The organism is Streptomyces coffeae, assembly GCF_016741875.1.
Classification (GTDB): domain Bacteria; phylum Actinomycetota; class Actinomycetes; order Streptomycetales; family Streptomycetaceae; genus Streptomyces; species Streptomyces coffeae.
The window spans coordinates 358,135-376,342 of sequence record NZ_JAERRF010000009.1; the positions used below are offsets into that span (position 1 = coordinate 358,135).

The 18,208-nt window shown below is 70.7% G+C and carries 15 protein-coding genes; 3 read left to right on the forward strand and 12 right to left on the reverse strand.

The genetic code is table 11. The annotated features are described in order from the left end of the window. Nucleotide 1: 1 nt before the first annotated feature. Genes JK363_RS18295 through JK363_RS18310 form a run of 4 tightly spaced genes read right to left on the reverse strand, consistent with a single transcriptional unit; the run spans nt 2 to nt 4,879 of the window. Nucleotides 2-1,768, reverse strand: coding sequence for a glycoside hydrolase family 36 protein (locus tag JK363_RS18295; protein ID WP_201875972.1), 1,767 nt, complete (start codon nt 1,766-1,768; stop codon nt 2-4). 2 nt (nt 1,769-1,770) lie between these two features. After that, nucleotides 1,771-2,598: a carbohydrate ABC transporter permease gene (locus JK363_RS18300; RefSeq protein WP_201875973.1), complete on the reverse strand. Its 828-nt coding sequence runs from the start codon at nt 2,596-2,598 to the stop codon at nt 1,771-1,773. Continuing rightward, nucleotides 2,595-3,521, reverse strand: a complete 927-nt coding sequence (locus tag JK363_RS18305; RefSeq protein ID WP_201875974.1) for a carbohydrate ABC transporter permease — start codon at nt 3,519-3,521, stop codon at nt 2,595-2,597. The genes JK363_RS18300 and JK363_RS18305 overlap by 4 nt, the downstream gene beginning before the upstream one ends. Beyond that, nucleotides 3,518-4,879: an ABC transporter substrate-binding protein gene (locus JK363_RS18310; protein ID WP_201875975.1), complete on the reverse strand. Its 1,362-nt coding sequence runs from the start codon at nt 4,877-4,879 to the stop codon at nt 3,518-3,520. Before JK363_RS18310 ends, JK363_RS18305 begins: the two co-directional genes overlap by 4 nt. A gap of 235 nt (nt 4,880-5,114) precedes the next feature. Between JK363_RS18310 and JK363_RS18315 the strand changes: the two genes are divergently transcribed. Continuing rightward, nucleotides 5,115-7,073, forward strand: coding sequence for a carbohydrate-binding protein (locus JK363_RS18315; protein ID WP_201875976.1), 1,959 nt, complete (start codon nt 5,115-5,117; stop codon nt 7,071-7,073). An 88-nt stretch (nt 7,074-7,161) separates the two neighbouring features. Here JK363_RS18315 and JK363_RS18320 read toward each other — a convergent pair whose 3' ends face one another. From JK363_RS18320 to JK363_RS18355, 8 genes are all read right to left on the reverse strand, one after another. Then, a complete protein-coding gene (locus JK363_RS18320; protein ID WP_201875977.1) occupies nt 7,162-7,773 on the reverse strand; it encodes a TetR/AcrR family transcriptional regulator in 612 nt (203 codons plus the stop codon). A 48-nt stretch (nt 7,774-7,821) separates the two neighbouring features. Next, nucleotides 7,822-8,730, reverse strand: coding sequence for a 3-hydroxybutyryl-CoA dehydrogenase (locus JK363_RS18325; protein ID WP_201875978.1), 909 nt, complete (start codon nt 8,728-8,730; stop codon nt 7,822-7,824). Nucleotides 8,731-8,818: 88 nt separating this feature from the next. Next, the gene (locus tag JK363_RS18330; RefSeq protein ID WP_201875979.1) at nt 8,819-9,994 is read right to left on the reverse strand and encodes an acyl-CoA dehydrogenase family protein; all 1,176 of its coding nucleotides are present in this window, start codon (nt 9,992-9,994) and stop codon (nt 8,819-8,821) included. Nucleotides 9,995-10,038: 44 nt separating this feature from the next. Further along, entirely contained in the window at nt 10,039-11,211 is a 1,173-nt protein-coding gene (locus tag JK363_RS18335; RefSeq protein WP_201875980.1) for an acyl-CoA dehydrogenase family protein, read from the reverse strand. A gap of 43 nt (nt 11,212-11,254) precedes the next feature. After that, on the reverse strand, nt 11,255-13,315 hold the full coding sequence (locus JK363_RS18340; protein WP_201875981.1) for an acetate--CoA ligase family protein: 2,061 nt from the start codon (nt 13,313-13,315) through the stop codon (nt 11,255-11,257). Beyond that, a complete protein-coding gene (locus JK363_RS18345; RefSeq protein ID WP_201875982.1) occupies nt 13,315-13,506 on the reverse strand; it encodes a ferredoxin in 192 nt (63 codons plus the stop codon). Before JK363_RS18345 ends, JK363_RS18340 begins: the two co-directional genes overlap by 1 nt. Before the next feature lie 88 nt (nt 13,507-13,594). After that, a complete protein-coding gene (locus JK363_RS18350) occupies nt 13,595-14,830 on the reverse strand; it encodes an NADH-ubiquinone oxidoreductase-F iron-sulfur binding region domain-containing protein (protein ID WP_201875983.1) in 1,236 nt (411 codons plus the stop codon). Further along, complete coding sequence (locus tag JK363_RS18355; protein ID WP_201875984.1) at nt 14,827-15,243, reverse strand: hypothetical protein; 417 nt, start codon at nt 15,241-15,243, stop codon at nt 14,827-14,829. Before JK363_RS18355 ends, JK363_RS18350 begins: the two co-directional genes overlap by 4 nt. Nucleotides 15,244-15,691: 448 nt before the next feature. On the opposite strand from JK363_RS18355, the gene JK363_RS18360 reads away from it, so the two are divergent. Both JK363_RS18360 and JK363_RS18365 read left to right on the forward strand, forming a co-directional pair. Continuing rightward, entirely contained in the window at nt 15,692-16,888 is a 1,197-nt protein-coding gene (locus JK363_RS18360; RefSeq protein WP_201875985.1) for an aromatic ring-hydroxylating oxygenase subunit alpha, read from the forward strand. Between the two features lie 186 nt (nt 16,889-17,074). Next, nucleotides 17,075-18,208: a polyamine ABC transporter substrate-binding protein gene (locus JK363_RS18365; RefSeq protein ID WP_201875986.1), complete on the forward strand. Its 1,134-nt coding sequence runs from the start codon at nt 17,075-17,077 to the stop codon at nt 18,206-18,208.

The following is an 18,208-nucleotide window of genomic DNA, read 5'->3' on the forward strand; positions in this document are numbered from 1 at the left end:
TTCACTGTGTGCCGCCTTCCCTGATCCGGAGTGTGGCCAGTCCCATGCTCGGTACGGGGACCGTGTGCAAGCCGGGCGTGAGCACACGCCGGCACCGGTCGATGATACGGCCACGGGGGTCGTGCACCGTGATGTCCACGGTGCGGGAGTGCTCACCCGCCGCCACGGTGAGCCCGTCCGCCGGGGTTCCGTTGACCAGCACGATCTCGTGCTGCCCGGCGGGCCGCAGCGGCACGACGCGATCGCTGTGCACATCGATGACGCACACGCCGTCGGCGGTCGAACGGACCAGCGTGTAGAGCTCGTCGGGTCGCCCGGGTTCGACCGTTCCGTCCAGCAGTTGCGGACGCAGACGGCTCCATTCGGCCAGCCAGAACCCGATCGCCTGACGGTGGCCCGCGGGGAGTTGGTCCAGCCGCACCGAGAGCTGCGGAACGGAGTGGAAGGTGCCGATGAGCTGGCGCACCGCGGCCTCGACCGGGGCGGCCGGATCCCACAGCAGCATGTCGGAGTGGACCGCGCCGCCGACGGTGAGCAGTGAGGTGTCGATGGTGCGGACCCGGTTGGCGGTGGCGTCCGCCGGGCAGTCGAAGGAGCGCATCATATTGCCGTAGGGAGCCATACCGGGACCGGTGTACGGCTGGCGCAGTTCCAGCAGCACATCGGGGCGGACCGTCTGGAGCGCGCACCGCAGGTCGGCGAGGAGGAGGCCCATGGCCGCCCCGACGTCCCCGGCGCCGTCGCCCGCGTACACCATGGCCTGGTCGAGGAAGTCCACCTTCAGACCGTCGAGTCCGTGGTCGCGCACCAGGCGTACGCACTGCTCGACGATCCGGGAGCGGACCTCCGGGTGGCGGGGGTCCAGGACGGCGGCGCCGGGGACCGTGGCGGGGCGCGTGGCGTACGGTGCCCACTCCCGGTGGCAGGCGGCCCGTGGGCCCAGCAGGAGCGGGGCAATCCAGACCATGTAGCGCAGTCCGTGGCCGCGCACCCGGGCGACATGTGCGGTGAAGTCGGGGAACTTGGCCCCGTCCGGCTCCCAGTCGCCGCAGCCCGCGTAGCCGCGCCCGTGGCCGTGGCGTTGCCACCCGTCGTCCAGGATCAGCACTCCGCAGCCGAGTTCGGCGGCCAGGCGGGCCTGGATCTCCAGGGACTCCGCGTCCACCTGCTGGTTGAAGGCGTACCAGGTGGAGTAGACGGGTGTGCGGGCGCTGTCGGGCACCGGCAGCGCCGCCACCTCGGCGGTGAACCAGGTACGCAGGACGCGCAGCGCCGCGGCGACCGACTCCGCGCGCGGTACGAGCAGCAACCGGTGCGGGCCGTCCGACGCGGGCAGATGGACATGGACGACATAGGTGTCGTTCTCCTCCGACACCCCGAACCGCAGAGTGGTCTCCGGGACCGGATCGACGGCCGCGAAGGTCAGCAGGGTGGCACCGGAGTGGTCGTAGAGGCACCCGGCGGCGTGTCCGTCGACCAGGGACGCCACCGACCGCCCCTCCCAGTCGGCGAGCAAGGTGCGATGCCATCCGACGCGCGGATGCCAGTATCCGGCGGCGTCCCCGAGCGGTACGGAGAACCGCACCTCGATGGGGGTGCCGTCAGCCCGCAGCCACAGGGTGCTGGGCCCTCCGGGCTCCTCCACAAGGTCCCAGGAGACGTCCGCGCCGGGGGCCGGCACGGCGATGCTCACTCCGTCGAGCAGCGGCTCCCAGGCCGCGGGAGCCAGCTCCGCGGTGGTGACGGCCTGGTGGGTCGCATGGGACATGGTCACTCCTTCACGGCACCGGCCAGCAGGCCGGAGACAAAGTGGCGTTGCAGCACGAGGAAGACGACGGCCATCGGCACCGCGGCGACGGCGGTACCGGTGAGGATGGCCCCGTAGTCGGTGTCGTTGAGCCCCTGGAGGGCGGCGAGGGCGACGGGGATGGTGAACGACTGGCTGTCGCGCAGCACGACCAGCGGCCAGATGAAGTCGTTCCACTGGTAGAGGAAGAGGAAGATGGCGAGTGCCGCGAGGGCGGGTTTCATCGGTGGGAGGACCACTTTCCAGAACAGCCGCAGCTCGCCGCAGCCGTCCATCCGGGCCGAGTCGAGCAGCTCGTCGGGGAGGGCGGCCATCGACTGGCGCATCAGGAAGATGCCGAACGGCAGGGCGAGATTCGGCATGATCACGGCCTGGTAGGTGTTCAGCCACTCGAGCTGCGCCATCAGTTTGAACAGCGGGATCAGGGTCACCTGGACCGGGATCACCAGCCCGAGCATCAGCAGTCCGAACAGCGCTTCGCGGCCCTTGAAGCGGTACTTGGCGAAGCCGTATCCGGCGAGGGTGCACACCGCGCCGGCGCACAGGGTGTAAATCGCCGCTATCAGCGTGGAGTTGAGCACCACACGTCCGAAGGACGCGGTCCGCTGAAGGGTGTCGAGGTTCTCCGGGAGGTGGCCGCCGGGCAGCAGGGGCGGGGGGCTGTTGAAGATCTCATTGCTGCTGTGGGTACTGGCGACGATCAGCCAGTAGAGGGGGATGACCACCGCGGCCAGGGTGATGGCGAGCGAGGAGGTCAGCAGGATGCCGTTGCGGCGCTGTGCGGGTCTCACGGCTTGTCTCCCAGCACCCGGAACTGGATCAGTCCGAGGATTCCGATGAGGACGGCGAGCGCATAGGCGATGGCCGAGGCGTAGCCGAAGTCGAAGTACTTGAAAGCGGTCTGGTAGAGGTACACGCCGATGGTCAGGGTGGCGTTGTCCGGGCCGCCTCCGGTGAGGACGTACGGCTCGTCGAAGAGTTGCAGGGTGCCGATGGTGGAGAGGACCGTGGTGAGCAGCAGTGCGGGGCGGAGCCCCGGCAGGGTCACATGGCGGAAGGTGTGCCAGGGGCCCGCTCCGTCCACGGCGGCCGCGTCGTAGAGCTCCTTCGGTACGGTTTGCAGCCGGGCCAGCAGGATCACCGCGTTGTAGCCGGTGTAGTGCCAGGTCAGCGCGAGGCCGATGGAGATCTTCGCCCAGAGGGGGTCGGTCAGCCAGGGGATGCCGTCGGCGCCGAAGAGTTCCAGGAACCAGTTGACCAGGCCGTACTCCTGGTGGAGGAGGACGGAGAAGACGATGCCGTAAGCCACCAGACCGGTCACCATCGGCAGGAAGAAGCCCAGCCGGAAGACCGAACGCCCCTGCAGCAGCGTGGAGTTGAGCGCGACGGCGAGTCCGGTGGCGAGGGCCAGCATCACCGGGACCTGGACGGCGAGGACCACGGCGGTGTTCTTGAGCGCGGTCCAGAACAGCGGATCGTCGATCAGCCGCCGGTAGTTGTCGCCGCCCACGAAGGTGTCGACGCCGCCCACCGACTTGTGGAGGCTGAGCACGAAGGACCAGCCGATGGGGTAGAGCTTGAACGCCGCGAAGAGGGCGAGGGCGGGCAGGATGAAGAGGTAGGGGGCGAGGCGCCCGCGCGGTCGGTTTCTCCTCGCTCCGGCCGCTCTGGCGGGGGCGGTTGCCGCCGGTGCCTTGTGGAGGACCGCACTCATCGGACGATCTTCCGTCCGGTCTGCTGGCCGAGTTGGTCGGCGGCATCGCCCAGCACGTCGGCCGGGTCGGCACCCTTGAGCAGCACCTTGGTCTGCGCGTCGGTGACCACCTTGAGCGCACGGGCGTAGTCGGCGGAGTAGTTGAACGCCGGGGAGGGCGCCTTGAGCGCCTTGAGGAAGACCTCTCCTCGCTTCTGTCCGCCGAAGTAGGCCGACGGCTCGTGGAAGGCGGCGTCGTCGTACGCCTTCATCAGGGCCGGGGCGATGGCCACGCTCCGGTAGATCTTCGCCTGTGAGGCCGGACGGGTGAGGACGTACTCGACGAAGGACCAGGCGGCGGCCTGGTGAGGGCTGCTGCCCGCGACGGCGAGGTGGGTGGAGTTGACGGTGGCCGAACGGGAACCGCCGGGGCGGACGGCCGGGGGCAGCTGGACGCGCCACTTGCCCTTCTGCTGGGGCACCTCGCGCTCGATGACACCGCCGAACCAGGTGGGCGAGGGCTGCACGGCGACCGTGCTCTTCTTCAGCGATCGCACCATCGTGTTCCAGCCGCCGGAGAAGTCGCTGACCAGCCCGGCGTCGTTCAGCCGCTTGATGATCTTCATGGCACGCACCGCCTCCGGGGAGTCGAGCGTGATGTCACCGTCGGCGTTGAAGTAGAAGGTGCCCTGGAGCTGGAGGAGCATCTGGAAGAAGTTGGCGGCGTCGGCCTGGGAAGCGGGCTTGTCCATGCCGATCAGGCGGGTGCCGGTGCTGGCCTTGATCTTCTTTCCGGCCTCGATGGTGTCGTCCCAGGTGGCCAGGGCGCCCGCATCGACACCTGCCTTCTCGAAGAGGTCCGCGCGGTACCAGAAGCCCGCCGAATTGGCCTCCCAGGGAAGGGCGTTGACCCGTTTGCCGTCCGGGGAGACGGTGCGCCACAGGCCCGGCGCGAAGGCCCCGCGGTACTTGGTGGCGCCCAGCCCGCCCAGGTCGGCGAGCCCGTCCGGGAACTTCTCGGCGTAGCCGGGGAGATAGTCCACGCCGATGTGCAGCACATCGGCGAGCCCCTCGCCTCCGGCCGCCATGGCGGTGGTGATCTTGTCCCAGATGGCCGGGTTCCCGATGTCCTGGACGGTCACCTTGATACCCGGGTGCTTCCTGCGGAACTCCGGCACCAGCGCCCTCAGCGCCTTGGCCGGTTCCTGCCAGCTCCAGACGGTGATGGATGCCTTGTTCTTGTCGCCCGCGCCGCCGGTCCCGGCGGAGCCGGAGCCGGAGCACGCGGAGAGCGAGGTGGCGGCGGCGAGCGCGCCGCCGAGCTGGAGGAGTCTTCGGCGGTCGATACCGAGGGGGGCGTTCACGGGCGAGACGTTCATGGCTGATCCCTGTCTGCGGCTGCGCGCTCAGCCGCGCCGTGGCACGAAGGGTGACGCCAGGAACGTAGTACTTGCAAGGATTCACTGCAATCTTTCTGCAGACTTTATTTTGTTCCTTGGGATCACTTAAGAAAGCATGCGCATGCACATTGCAAGCCTGATGGCCGATTGCTAGCGTCACCGCCCCAAGGGCCGCCCGGCTCCCGTCCACGCCGATGACGACCGGGAGAAAGAGATGAGACCTTCCCGCCTGTCCGTGCTGTCCACGCTCAGCGTGCTCGCCGTAACGCTTCTGCCGACAGGAGGAGCGTCCGCCGCGGCCACCCCACCGGCCCCGCTGACCGTCACCGACCCCGGCTTCGAGCAGGAGGGCGCGGGCTGGACCCTCACCTCCGGCGCGGGCACCGCCACCAACCTGCCCCACGGCGGCAACCGGCTGCTCTACCTCGACGGGGGTCCGGACAAGAAGGCGTCCCAGACCATCACGGCCCGCCAGTCCGGCACCTATGACTTCTCCGCGTGGATCGCCACCGGAGGGCCCGGCGCCCACTTCACGGTGCGGGTGAACGGGAAGGTCATGGACTCCGTCGCGCTGCCCAGCCGCCCGACGTACGCCCGCTACACCCTCAGCCGGATCGCCATGGCCCCCGACGACCAGTTGGAGATCGCCTTCGAGTCCGGCGACGGCTGGGTCAACGCCGACGACGTCATGGTGTCGCCGTCATCCCCGGTGGACCCCACCATCAGCTCCTCGGACCCGAGGATCGTGGAGATGTTCACCTGGTCGAAGCGGAAGGCCAACAGCTGGGTGCAACTCCCCGGCACCACCGGCCCGTTGAACGTCGACGAGAACAACCGGTCGGGAACCGGCACCGGTACCTACGGCCCCGCGTACTGGGCGGGCTACGCCCACCGCAGCGCGTACTACTCGCGCGACTTCGCCCACCAGCTCGGTGGAGCCGCTGTCCTCGGACTCAGCACCGAGAACAAGGCGATGCTCCGCTCCTACGCCGCTTCCGCCACCGCCCAGCACCGCTACTACCCGGTCTGGGCGCTCAACTTCGACACCACCACCGCGCACGCGATCGACTACCACGGCCCCGACGACTTCGTCCGCGAAGTGCCTGCCACCTTCGAACTGGTGGAGAAGGCCAACGAGGCGTACCGCTGGAGCGGCGACCGCGCCTACCTCGACGACACCGCCTTCTGGGACTACTACCGCCACGCGACCGAGGAGTTCGTCGACCTGCACGACGGCACCAAGGACAACGGGAAGGTCAAGGTTGCCGAGGGCACCGGGAACGGCATCTTCGCCGGGGCCGCCAGCTACAACGAGGAGGGCAACGAACACCTCGCCGAGGCCGGCGACGGCATCGCGGCGCAGTACCAGGCGTACCGCGCGCTGGCGGAGCTCGCACGCGACAAGGGCGACAGCGCCCTCGCGGCCGCGTCCGCCGCACGGGCCAAGCAGCTCAAGGAGTACTTCAACGCCACTTGGAGCGGCGACGGATCGGGCGCGTCCATGGTGCGCGCCTACCGCACCGATGGCACGGCGGTCACCGGCTGGGGCAAGGAGAACAGCTGGTTCATGCCGATGAAGGGCATCATCGACCCCGGCCCCCGCAACGACGCCTACCTCGACTACATCGACGAGCAGGCCAGCGGCTCGGGCAGGCCCGGGAACATCGAGGCCCTCACCTACCTCCCCGACACCTTCTTCCGGAACAACCGCGCGGACACGGCCTGGAAGTGGATGCGCCACATCTACGACCAGCGGAACACCCAGCACACCGTCAGCCGCCAGGGCCCCAACGGGGACTACCCCGAGGTGTCCTTCACTCTCCTGAGCCAGACGGTCCAGGGGCTGATGGGCATCGCGCCCGACGCGCCCCGCCGCTCGCTGACCACCCAGTCACGGCTGCCCAGCGGGATGGACTGGCTGAAGCTGGACGATCTGCGCATCGGCAAGAGCACCTTCAGCCTGCGTCACGACGGCACCACCTCCTCCACCCTCGCCCACACCTCCGGAGGCTCCGCCTACACCTGGGAGGCCCGATTCCCCGGCAAGCACAGCCGGATCACCGTCGACGGGAAGAAGCGCCCGGTACGCACCAAGACGGTGGACGGCGTGACCTACACCTACGCCGTTGTCTCCGTGGCTCCCGGAACGTCCAGGACCGTCCGGGTCGGCTGACCCTCCCCTCCCCCGAACCGCCGCCGCACCGGGTGTCGCCCATCTCCGGTGCGGCGGCCCGCTCCACGGGCGGGGTGACGGCCGCGGATCAGATCCCGGGGAACTCCGGCGGCAGGCCGAGTTCCTCCGCGACCGGCCGCCAGATGGCGGCCAGCACGTCGTCCACGTTGACCGTGGGATCGCCGAGCATCAGCCGGATGCCGTAGCCGTCACTCAGCGCAAGCACCAGGGTGCTGAGGCGGTCGACGTCGGCCGACCGGAATGCGCCGGAGGCCACACCCTGCTCGATCGCTCCGCCGACCCATGCGTGGAGCTGGGCGTACAGATCGACGGCGAACAGCCGCGTCTTCTCGTCGCGCAGCGACCGGACCCACAGCTCCTGCCACAGGCGCCAGTCCTGGCGGAGTTCGGGGTCCGTCGGCAGCAGGCTGTGCACGATACGGGCCAGGACGACGGCGGCGGGGGCCGTCGTGGTGTCGTCCTCGAGACCGGCGGAGGTGGCGAAGGAGTGGGTCATCGCCTCCGTGAAGAGCTTCTCGCGGGTGTCGAAGTGGTAGTGCAGCAGGGCGGTGGACACCCCGGCGCGCTCGGCCACCATCTTCATCCGGATCTTCTCGAAGCCGACCTCGGCGATGGCCTCGCATGCGGCGGACAGGATGCGCTCGCGGGTCTCCTCCGCGGTGCGCGCCCTGGTCTCCATGTCGTGCCCTCCCCCACTCGTCGTACGGTGTGCCGTGGCCATCATCCCTCACCGCGTTTCCGGCCGCGGAACCGCCGTGCCGGGTGTGGGTGTGCGGTCCGGGTAGCTGTGGAAGCCCTGCCCCGACTTCCGGCCGAGCAGACCGGCGTCGACCATGCGGGCCAGCAGCGGTGGCGGCGAGTAGTGCGGTTCCCTGAACTCGTCGTAGAGGGAGTCGGCGATGGCGTGGGTGGTGTCCAGGCCGATGAGATCGGCCAGGGCGAGCGGGCCCAGCGGGTGGGCGCAGCCCAGGACCATGCCACGGTCGATGTCCTGGGCGGTGGCGATGCCGGATTCGACCATGCGGATGGCGGCCAGCAGATACGGGACGAGCAGCGCGTTCACGACGAATCCGGCGCGGTCGGGGGCGCGGACGACCTCTTTGCCGAGGGTGCCGGTGGTGAAGGTCTCGGCCCGGTCGAGGGTGTCGGCCGAGGTGAGCAGGGAGGGCACCAGCTCCACCAGCCGCAGTACCGGTACCGGGTTGAAGAAGTGCACCCCGATGACATGGCCGGGGCGCGAGGTGGCGGTGGCCAGCCGGATGACGGGGATGGCGGAGGTGTTGGTGGCCAGGATGCAGTCGTCGGAGGTGAGGATGGCATCCAGGCGGGTGAACACATCGAGCTTGACCTGTTCGTCCTCGGCCACGGCTTCGACGACCAGATCACGGTCGTGCAGTGCGTCCAGGTCGTCGGTGACGGTGATCAGTGCCAGGGCTTCGTCGCGGAGGGCGGGGGTGAGTCCGCCGCGGGCGGTGGCGCGCTCCAGTGAGCGCGCGATGCGCTCCTGTCCCGCGCGTGCCGCCCGGGCGTCGCGCTCCGCGACGGTCACCGGCAGTCCGGCGCGTGCGCAGACTTCGGCGATGCCCGCGCCCATGAGGCCGCAGCCCACTACTCCGACGCGTTCGATGCCACCCATCGGGGTTCCTTCCTGCCGTGCTTCGTGGGGCCTTCGTAGCGGGCTCCCGGGGGCGGGCCGGCCCGTGCCCGCCCCCGGGAGCGTGGGATCAGCGGGTGCCGGGCAGTTCCAGGACTCCCGTACCGCGCTTGACCAGTTCATTGGCGATGATCAGTCGCTGGATCTCGGAGGTGCCCTCCCAGATCCGGTCCACCCGCAGCTCGCGGTAGAGGCGCTCGACGGCGTAGGAACGGTCGTAGCCACGGCCGCCGAAGATCTGGAGACACCGGTCGATCACCCGGCCCGACGCCTCGCTGGCGGCGAGCTTGGCGATGGACGCCTTGGCGTGCAGGGTCTTGCGGTCATCCGGGGACGCCTGGTCGACCTCCCACGCCACCTGGTGGGTGTAGGCGCGGTTGACCGCGATGTCCACCGCGCAGTCGGCCAGCATGCCCTGGATCAGCTGGTAGCTGGATATGGGGGCGCCGAACTGCTCTCGCTCCACGGCCCAGTCCCGGGCGAGTTCCAGCGCCCGCTCGGCCGCGCCGATGGTCCGTGCGGCGATCATCAGACGCTCCTCGGTGAACCACGAGCGGGTGATGTCGTAGCCCTCGCCGATGCCGCCGAGCACGGCGTCCTCGCCCACCTGGACATCGGTGAACGTGAACTCGGGGTGCTCGTAGACGAAGGTGTGCATGAAGCGGGGGACCCGGGTCATCTCGATGCCGGGAGTGTCCTTGTCGACGAGGAAGAGCGTGGGGGCGCGCTCGGGTCCGGCGGCGGCGAGGACGATCATGAAGTCGGCGTGGTCTCCGACGGTCACGAACCACTTCTCACCGTTGAGCACCCATCCGGCCTCGTTCCTGGTCGCCGTGGTGGCCAGGTTCTGCGGGTCGGATCCGGCGCCGGGCTCGGTCACCGCGTAGCAGTCGCGCCGCCGTCCCTCGATGACGGGGACGAGGAAGCGTTCGCGCTGCTCGGGGGTGCAGAAGCGCAGCGCGTTGGCGGGCCGCCACACCATGTCCCACAGGGCGCCGGTGAGCCGCCCCAACTCCTCCTGGACGGTGGCCTGTTCGGCGATGGTGAGGCCCGCGCCACCCCATTCGGCGGGCATGTTGACCGCCTGGAGTCCGGAGTCGAGGACCGCGTCGCGGATGGTGGCGTGGGCGCTGTCGGGCAGGCCGTTGTTCTCCTCGCAGGCGAGTTCGTAGCCCGCGATGAGGTCGGTGAGCGCGCGGGCGTCGGCCTTGAGTCGGGTCTGACGTTCGGTGAGACGGAAGTCCATGGCGGTCCTCACTGCTTCGAGGGGTGGTGGCGGGGGTGGGGTGGTCAGTGGGTGGGCAGGGCGAGGGCCCGGGTGCCGCGCTTGATGAGCTCGTTGGCGATGATCAGCCGCTGGATCTCGGAGGTGCCCTCCCAGATGCGGTCCACCCGCAGCTCGCGGTACATGCGCTCGACGGCGTAAGAGCGGTCGTAGCCACGGCCGCCGAAGATCTGGAGACACCGGTCGACCACCCGGCCGGCGGCCTCGCTGGCGGCGAGCTTGGCGGTGGACGCCTTGGCGTGCAGGGTCTTGCGGTCGGTGCCCGGCTGGTCGGCCTCCCAGGCGACCTGGTGGGTGTAGGCGCGGTTGACGGCGATGTCCACGGCGCAGTCGGCCAGCATGCCCTGGATCAGCTGGTAGCCCGCGATGGGCCCGCCGAACTGCTTCCGCCCGATGGCCCACTCACGGGCGAGCTCCAGGGCGCGCTCGGCCGCGCCGACGGTGCGGGCCGCGATCATCAGGCGCTCGTCGGTGAACCACTCCTTGGTCAGTTCGTAGCCCTGTCCGACGCCGCCGAGCACATCCTCGTCGGCGACGAAGACATCGGTGAAGGTGAACTCGGGGTGGCCGTTGACGGCGGAGTGCATGAAGTGGGGCACCCGGGTCATCTCCACACCCGGGGCGGACTTGTCGACGAAGAACAGCGTGGGCAGCCGGTCGGGTCCCGCGTCCGCCTGCACCAGCAGGAAGTCGGCGATGTCGCCGCAGGTGACGAACCACTTCTCACCGTTCACCAGCCAGCCGCCGTCGGTGCGGGTGGCGGTGGAGGTGCCGGCGGAGGGGTCGGATCCGGCGCCCGGCTCGGTCACCGCGAACGCGTCGAACTTCTCGGCGCGCACCACGGGGAGCAGGTACTTCTCGCGCTGCCGCTCGTCGCCGTAGGCGAGGACGTTGGCGGGCCGCCAGGGTATGTCCCACAGGCAGTTGGTGGCCTTTCCGAACTCCTCCTCGACGATGACCTGGTCCAGGAGGCTGAGTCCGGCGCCGCCCCACTCGGCGGGCATGTTGATGGCGTAGACCCCGGCGTCCATGGCGGCGCGGGTCAGTTCCGCGACGGTCTCCTGCGGCAGGGGGCCGCCCGCCTGCTCGGACTCGTCCTCGTACGCCATGAGGAGTCGGGCGTAGCCGGCCGCGCGCCGCTTCAGGTCGGCCTGTTCGGGGGTGTAACGCATGTCCATGGAAGACCTCTTCGGTACGGGTTCGGGCTGCGGGTGCGGTGGGTCAGACGAGAACCGCGCGGGAGTCGAGTGCGAGCACTCCGGCGGGCTGGACGAGGAGCGGGTTGACTTCCAGTTCGGCTATCTCGGGGTGGGCGGCGGCGAAGGCGGTGATGCGCTCGATCGCCTCGGCGGCGGCGGCGATGTCCACCGCGGGGCGGCCTCGGACGCCGTCGAGCAGCGGGGCGGTGCGCAGCCGGCGCAGCAGGTGGAGCGCGTGATCGGCGGGTACGGGGGCCAGGGCGAAGGCGACGTCGCGCAGGACCTCGGCGAGGATGCCACCAAGACCCACCATGGCGACCGGGCCGAAGCGCGGATCGCGGTTGACGCCGACGATCAGCTCGATACCGTCGGAGAGGTCGGCCATGGCCTCCACGGAGTAGGAGGGCGCGCCGAGGCGGGCGTGCATATCGCGGTAGGCGGCGAGCAGTTCGTCCGGCCCGGCCAGGCCGAGTGCCACTCCCCCGGCGTCCGACTTGTGCAGCAGGTGGAGCGCCTTGAGGACGTAGGGGCCGGAGATCTCGCTTGCGGCGGCGCGCAGTTCGTCCTCGTCGTGGATCTCGCGTGCGGCCGGGAAGGGGATGCCCGCGGCTTCCAGGGCCCTGCGGGTCTCCAGATAGCCGGTCCGCTCCAGGGGCGTGGCGGCCCGCGGAAGGGGGGTCACGCCGGACGCGGGCGTGGTGGCGCCGGGTCGGGCCAGGGCGGCGAGGGCGCGGGCCGCGTCCTCCGTGGCCCCGAAGACGGGGATACCGCCCGCGGTGAGGGTGCGGCAGCTGGGCGAGCCCGGGTACATCGACTGCACGACCAGGGGTTTGGCGCTCTCCTGGTGCCGGGCGACGATGGCACGGGCCGCCTCCTGCTCGCCGCGGGCCAGTGCCGCGCCGCCACCGAGACCACCGCCCGCGTCGGCGTAGCCGCCGAAGTAGCCGGTCATCAGGACGGCGTCGGTCTCCTCGGCCTCCAGCAGGGCAGTGACGGTCCCGGTGTACGAGGCGGGGTCCTGCTCCCCCATACCGGCCAGGTCGACGGGGTTGCCGAGGGCGGACTGCTCCCACAGCACCTCCCGCAGGCTGTCCTGGGTGTCCGGGGTGAGTTCGGGCACGGTCAGGCCCGCGGCTTCGACGGCGTCGGCGGCGATGACTCCGTGGCCACCGCCGTCGGTGAGGACGGCGACGCCGCGGCCCCGGGCACGTCGTTCCCCGGCCAGGGCGGCGAGGACGACGGTGAGTTCACGCGGGGTGGCGACGAGTTCGACTCCGGCGTCCCGGCAGGCGGCGGTGACGACATCGGCGGAGGTGGTCAGGGCTCCGGTGTGCGACTGTGCGCTGCGTGCCGAGGCGTCGCCACGTCCGGCGGTCAGCAGCACCACCGGCTTGCCCGCGACGGCGGCGGCCTCGGCGAAGGCCCGGCCGTCGGCGAAGTCCTCGGCGTAGACGGCGATGGCGCGGGTGCCTTCGTGGCGGGCGCAGTCGGCGAGGAGGTCGACGAGGGTGACGTCGGCCTGGTTGCCGAGCGAGACGAACCGGGAGAAGCCGAGGCCGTGTGGTGCGAAGCGGAGCTGGAGTTCGAGGGCGAGGTTGCCGCTCTGGCTGAGCAGGGCGATCCCGCCGGGGGTGAAGGTGTCGGAGGCGAGGAAGAGGTCGGTGGTGTTGTCGGCGACGCCCAGGCAGTTGGGGCCGACCATCACGGCGCCCGCGGCACGCACCCGTTCGGCGACCACGCGCTGGCGTTCGCGTCCGGCGGCGCCGGTCTCGGCGAAGCCCGCGGTGATGGCGACGATCGCGCGGGCCCCGCAGGCCAGGGCCTCATCGACGGCGGCCTCGAACCCGGCGGCGGGCACCGAGACCACGGCCAGGTCGACGGGTGCGCCGATCGCCCGGATGCTGGGTGCCACGGTGCGGCCCAGGACCGTTCCGCCACGGCGGTTGACGAGGTGGACGGGACGCCGGTGGTCCGCCCGTACGGCCTGGGAGGCGATGGCGTGACCGTACTTGGCGGGGTCGTCGCTGGCTCCGACGACCGCCACGGACACGGGGTCGAAGAGGGCTGTCAGATCGCGTCCCATCACTTCACCAGCCGCAGTGCGGAGTTGGGGCAGACGGCGACGGCTTCGGCCGCGGCTTCCTCCGAACCCTCGGGCACGGTGGTCACGGTCAGCTGGGCGTAGCCCCATTCGTCGATGTCGATGAAGCCGGGGGCGGGTTCCTGGCACAGGCCGTAGCCCTGGCAGCGGGTGGAGTCCAGCAGCAGTTTCATGGCGGGGTCCTTTCGGGGGCGCGCGCCGACGGCGGGGGCGCTGGAGTTTCTGCGGGGGACGCTGGTGTTTTCCTTCGGTGACGCGACGTCAGGGGACGGCGACCACAAGGCGGTTGCCGTCAAGGGGTGGTGCGGCGGAGCAGACGGCGCAGGGGGTGTCCTGGTGGTCGCTCACCCGGTCCGGGAAGTGCGTGAGGAGGGTGGCGGCGATGCGCGCCGCGGCGTCGAGGAGTCCGCAGGCGCCGCGGCCGGGCAGCTGGGTGGACCAGCGCAGCAGCTTGGCGGTGTCCTCCTCGCCGTTCTCGCAGCGGGCCACCGCGGCGAGGGTCTCGGCCAGCGCCCGGGTTCCGGAGACACAGACGCCGCACTGGCGGGCGCTCTGCGCGGCGAGATATCCGGCGGCGTCGGCGGCGGCCGCGACCGGGCAGTCCTCGGGAGCCAGGAAGTGCAGTGCGCCGCATCCCAGCGCGCCGCCCGCGGCCGCGAGTTCATCGTGGTCGAGCCGCAGATCGGACCAGCCCGCGCCGTGCACGCCACCGAACAGGCCGCCGAGCAGGACCGCGGGGGCCCTGCCGTGCCCTGACAGATCGGCGAGGGTCTTGAGATGGGTGCCCGCGGGCGCCTCGACGAGCACCGGTTCGCTCCCCGGCCCGGCGATGGTGACGAGGTGGGTGGTGGCCACCGCTGCCACGGCGTCGGGGTGCGAGGTGAGCAGGGCGATACGGGCCAGGGTCTCCACGTTGGCGACGAGGGTGGGGGCGCCGCCGACCCCGCGTTCGAAGGGGCGCGGGGGTTTGGCGGTGGGCAGCGCGGGCCCGCCGTCGATACGGCGCACCACGGCGCTCTCCTCCCCCGCCACATAGGTGTGCTCGGTGACCACGACCTCGACGGGCACCTCGGGGGGCCGTTCGGTGAGCGCGCGGCGGACCGCCGCCTCGGCCGCCGGGTCGGCGAGGTAGACATGGCCGCGGTGGGCGCCGGTGATGGCCGCCGCGAGCCGCAGACCGTCCAGGACCAGGTGCGGCCGGTGGCGCAGCAGCCAGCGGTCCTTGACGGAGCCGGGTTCGCCCTCTTCACCGTTGGCGACGACGACGGTGTCCCCGGGGGCGTCCCGTACGGTGCGGAGTTTGACCGCGGCGGGGAATCCGGCGCCGCCGCGGCCGCGCAGCCCCGCGGTGGCGATCCGCTCCAGCAGTCGGTCCGGGGCGGGGACGGGGGCGTATCCGCCGGCCGCGCGGTAGCGGGGGAGGTCTTCGCCTCCGGGTGGTTGCGGGGTGAGAACGGTGGGCTGTCCCTGAGGGGTCAGAGAGAGGATGCCGGTCATACGGCGGCTCCCTTGTCGGCGCGGTTTCTGAGCCGGAGCACCGCTTGTTCCAGTGCCTGCCGCTGCGGGGCGGCGCGTTCGTATCCGGCCCCGGGCAGGCCGATGAGCATCCGGTGGTGGTCGAGGACAACCTCGCCCGCCACCAGTGCCGCGGTCGTCGCGGCGGCGGTTCCTTCGGCGTCGGCCGCTTCGGCGGCCTCGACGACCAGTGCGGTGACTTCGGCGAGATAACCGAGCCAGCCGCGCTGGGTGCCGCGCAGGATCAGGCGTTCGACCCTGCGGCGTTCCGCCGTGGTCAGCGCTGCCCGGGAGAGGTCGGCCGGGCGGGTGCGCAGGGCGGCAACCGCGGCGGGCAGTTCTCGTTCGGGCTCGGGGGTGAGGCCGAGCCAGACCAGGCTTCGACGACCGCTCATGCGTGCCTCCGGGGGGCGGGGACATCTCGTCCCCGTGGGGTCGGCGGGGCGGGTAGGGGTGCGGTGAAGGGGGGAAGCGGGGGCGGCGGTGGCTCCGGGGGCCGGTACGGCGCGGACGGAGTTCCGCGAGGCGCGGGCCGGTCTCGGGGGCGGTCCGCGCGGACCTGTGGGGATCGGGCCCGCTCCGGGTGGCTCGGACCTGCTGATGCGCAGGTGCCCGGACGGGACCACGGGTGTGCTGGGCAAGCCGGGTGCGGCCTGCCGCGAGTAGACTAACTAACTAGTTAGTCAGCCGACAAGCCTTGACAGCACCCCGAGGCCCCCGCACTCTGACTAACCAATTAGTCAGCGAGGTTCACGGCCCGGCCTGAATCAGCCGCCCGCCCGACCCCGCGCAGCCTCAGCCTCACCACCCATCGCCGCCCGTCGCGGCGTGGAGGAGGATCCGATGCAGCCCCCGATCACCCCGGCACCCGCCATCTCACCGGCGCCGCCGGGCAAGCCCCTGGAGCACCCCGGGGAAGCTCTCCCCGCGCGCCACTACACCGACCCGGACATCGCCACGGCCGAGACCGACCGCATCTTCGCCCGGTCCTGGCAGCTGGTCTGTCATGAGTCCGATCTGCCCGGCCCCGGCGCCCGTCTGGCCGCCACCGTGGCGGGACGGAGCGTGCTGGTCGTGCGCACCACCGACGGCGGCCTCGCCGCCCACCTCAATGCCTGCCGTCACCGCGGCACCCGGCTGGTCACCGCGCCCGAGCCCTCGGGCAAGGCGATCCGCTGCCCCTACCACGGATGGACCTACAAGCTGGACGGAACGCTGGTCGGCGCCCCCGAGGCCCGCCAGATCCCCTGCCTGGACAAACCCCGCCTCGGGCTGCGCCCGGCCAAGGTGGAGTCGTTCCTGGGGTTCGTCTTCGTCAACCTCGACCTCGACGCCGTACCGCTCGCCGAGAGCTGTGCCGGTCTGGCGAAGGCCATCGGCCACTACGCCGGGGCCGACCTCGTGCCCGTCGGCAAGCACCGCATCCACGACCTGGACACCGCCGAGCAGCAGAACGCCAACTGGAAAGTCATCGTCGACAACTATCTCGAGGGCTACCACGTTCCCGTGGCCCATCCCGCACTGATGCGGCTGCTCGACTATCAGGCGTACACGGTCGACGTCCAGGAGTCGTACGTACTCTTCGAGTCCCCCCTGCGCGACAAGCCGTCCTCGAACTGGACCGAACGCCTCTACCAGCGGCTCGCCACCCCCATGCCCGGTCTGACCGAGGAGAAGGACCGGCGGGTCTGGCGCTATGCGGTGATCTACCCGAACACGCTCATCGACTTCTACCCTGACCACGTGCTCGCGTGGACCGCTCTTCCCACCGCCCAGGACCGGGCGGCGATCCCCGGTGCCTTCTACACCCGGCACGGCGAGAGCGTGCGCACCCGGCTGGCCCGGCGGCTGAACATCCACATCGGATGGGTCACCAACGACGAGGACGCCGAACTGGTCGAGCGGGTCCAGGCGGGAATGTCGACACCCGGCTTCGAACCGGGACCGCTCTCGCGCCGCGAGGCCGCCGTCGGCTGGTTCGCCGACCGGATCAGGGCCGACCTCGACGCGGACACCGGCCGGGGCGGGGACGGCGCGTGAACGGCCGCCCGCCGGCCGCCGTGCCGGCCACGCACCCCGCGCCCCTCCCGACGGTCTTAACCCCGCTCCGCTGAGACACCCGCTGTCATTCCCAGACCGGATCACTACGGAGACAGGGCCTCCGTGAGCCGCCCCCGCCCGGTCCTGCCCTGGAGCTGTGCCCTTGCTCAACGGAGAGGACGTTCCATGTCCCCCGAGGTACCTCCACCCTCCCGGCGCACGATGCTGCGCGCAGGCGCCTTCGGCCTGCTCGGCGCGGCCGGCGCCCCGCTCAGCGGCTGCGGGTTCATGCCCGCCAAAGCCCCCGACGAACATGCGCTGGCCCCGGTGCGCGCACGCGTCGACGGCGATCTCGTCTACTTCAACTGGGCCGACTTCGTCGACCCCTCGGTCTTCAAGGGCTTCGAGAAGGAGTACGGCGTCAAAGTCATCCAGTCGAACTTCGACTCGATGGAAGGCATGGTGGCCAAGCTCAACGCCGGCAATCGCTACGACATCGTCTTCCCCACCGCCAAATGGGCCCAGCGCCTGGTCCGGGGCGGCCGGCTCCGCCGGATCGACCACTCCCACCTCACCAACGCACACGCCGTCTTCGGCAAGCACTCCTATTTCGCCGACCCCTGGTACGACCCCGGCTCCGCGCACACCGTCCCCTTCACCGCCTACAAGACCGGCATCGGCTGGCGCCGCGACCGGATCGGCGATCTGACCGGGTCCTGGAAGGACCTCTGGAACGACCGGGCCAGGGGCAAGGTGTTCCTGCTGGACGACCGTGACGAGGTGCTCGGCATGGGCGCCCTCCAGCTCGGCCTGGACGTCAGCACCGGCGACACCGGCGACCTGGACCGCATCACGTCCTCACTGGCGAGCCTCCGTCCGCGGCTGCGCGGCTTCTCCAGCGACAGCTACAACAATCTGCTCAACGGCAACGCGGTGATGACCCAGGCCTGGAGCGGCGACATGGCCGCCATGCTCAACCAGGCCAAGGACCCGTCGGTCTTCGGCTTCCAGGCCCCCAAGGAGGGCACACCGATCAACTCCGACTGCTACGCCATCCCGTGGAACGCGCGCCACCCCGGCACCGCGATGCTCTTCATCGACTACATGCTCCGGCCGGAGAACGTGAAGAAGAACATCGAGTACATCGGCTACCCCATGCCGGTGGCCGGTTCCGAGGACACCTACCGGGCCCTGGTCAAACCGTTCCCGGAGTGCGTGGTGACCGAGGACGACCTCACGGCGGACCTGTTCTTCCGCAACGGCAGCCGTGCCGAGGAAGACGCCCGCGACACCGCCTGGACCCATGTGAAGGCGGGCTGA

What these genes read in the sequence shown, in the direction of transcription:
- JK363_RS18315 (WP_201875976.1), top strand. Translation starts at nt 5,115, where the DNA reads ATGAGACCTTCCCGCCTGTCCGTGCTGTCCACGCTCAGCGTGCTCGCC.
- JK363_RS18340 (WP_201875981.1), bottom strand. Translation starts at nt 13,315, where the DNA reads ATGGGACGCGATCTGACAGCCCTCTTCGACCCCGTGTCCGTGGCGGTC.
- JK363_RS18360 (WP_201875985.1), top strand. Translation starts at nt 15,692, where the DNA reads ATGCAGCCCCCGATCACCCCGGCACCCGCCATCTCACCGGCGCCGCCG.
- JK363_RS18345 (WP_201875982.1), bottom strand. Translation starts at nt 13,506, where the DNA reads ATGAAACTGCTGCTGGACTCCACCCGCTGCCAGGGCTACGGCCTGTGC.
- JK363_RS18335 (WP_201875980.1), bottom strand. Translation starts at nt 11,211, where the DNA reads ATGGACATGCGTTACACCCCCGAACAGGCCGACCTGAAGCGGCGCGCG.
- JK363_RS18365 (WP_201875986.1), top strand. Translation starts at nt 17,075, where the DNA reads ATGTCCCCCGAGGTACCTCCACCCTCCCGGCGCACGATGCTGCGCGCA.
- JK363_RS18330 (WP_201875979.1), bottom strand. Translation starts at nt 9,994, where the DNA reads ATGGACTTCCGTCTCACCGAACGTCAGACCCGACTCAAGGCCGACGCC.
- JK363_RS18350 (WP_201875983.1), bottom strand. Translation starts at nt 14,830, where the DNA reads ATGACCGGCATCCTCTCTCTGACCCCTCAGGGACAGCCCACCGTTCTC.
- JK363_RS18355 (WP_201875984.1), bottom strand. Translation starts at nt 15,243, where the DNA reads ATGAGCGGTCGTCGAAGCCTGGTCTGGCTCGGCCTCACCCCCGAGCCC.
- JK363_RS18320 (WP_201875977.1), bottom strand. Translation starts at nt 7,773, where the DNA reads ATGGAGACCAGGGCGCGCACCGCGGAGGAGACCCGCGAGCGCATCCTG.
- JK363_RS18310 (WP_201875975.1), bottom strand. Translation starts at nt 4,879, where the DNA reads ATGAACGTCTCGCCCGTGAACGCCCCCCTCGGTATCGACCGCCGAAGA.
- JK363_RS18295 (WP_201875972.1), bottom strand. Translation starts at nt 1,768, where the DNA reads ATGTCCCATGCGACCCACCAGGCCGTCACCACCGCGGAGCTGGCTCCC.
- JK363_RS18325 (WP_201875978.1), bottom strand. Translation starts at nt 8,730, where the DNA reads ATGGGTGGCATCGAACGCGTCGGAGTAGTGGGCTGCGGCCTCATGGGC.
- JK363_RS18305 (WP_201875974.1), bottom strand. Translation starts at nt 3,521, where the DNA reads ATGAGTGCGGTCCTCCACAAGGCACCGGCGGCAACCGCCCCCGCCAGA.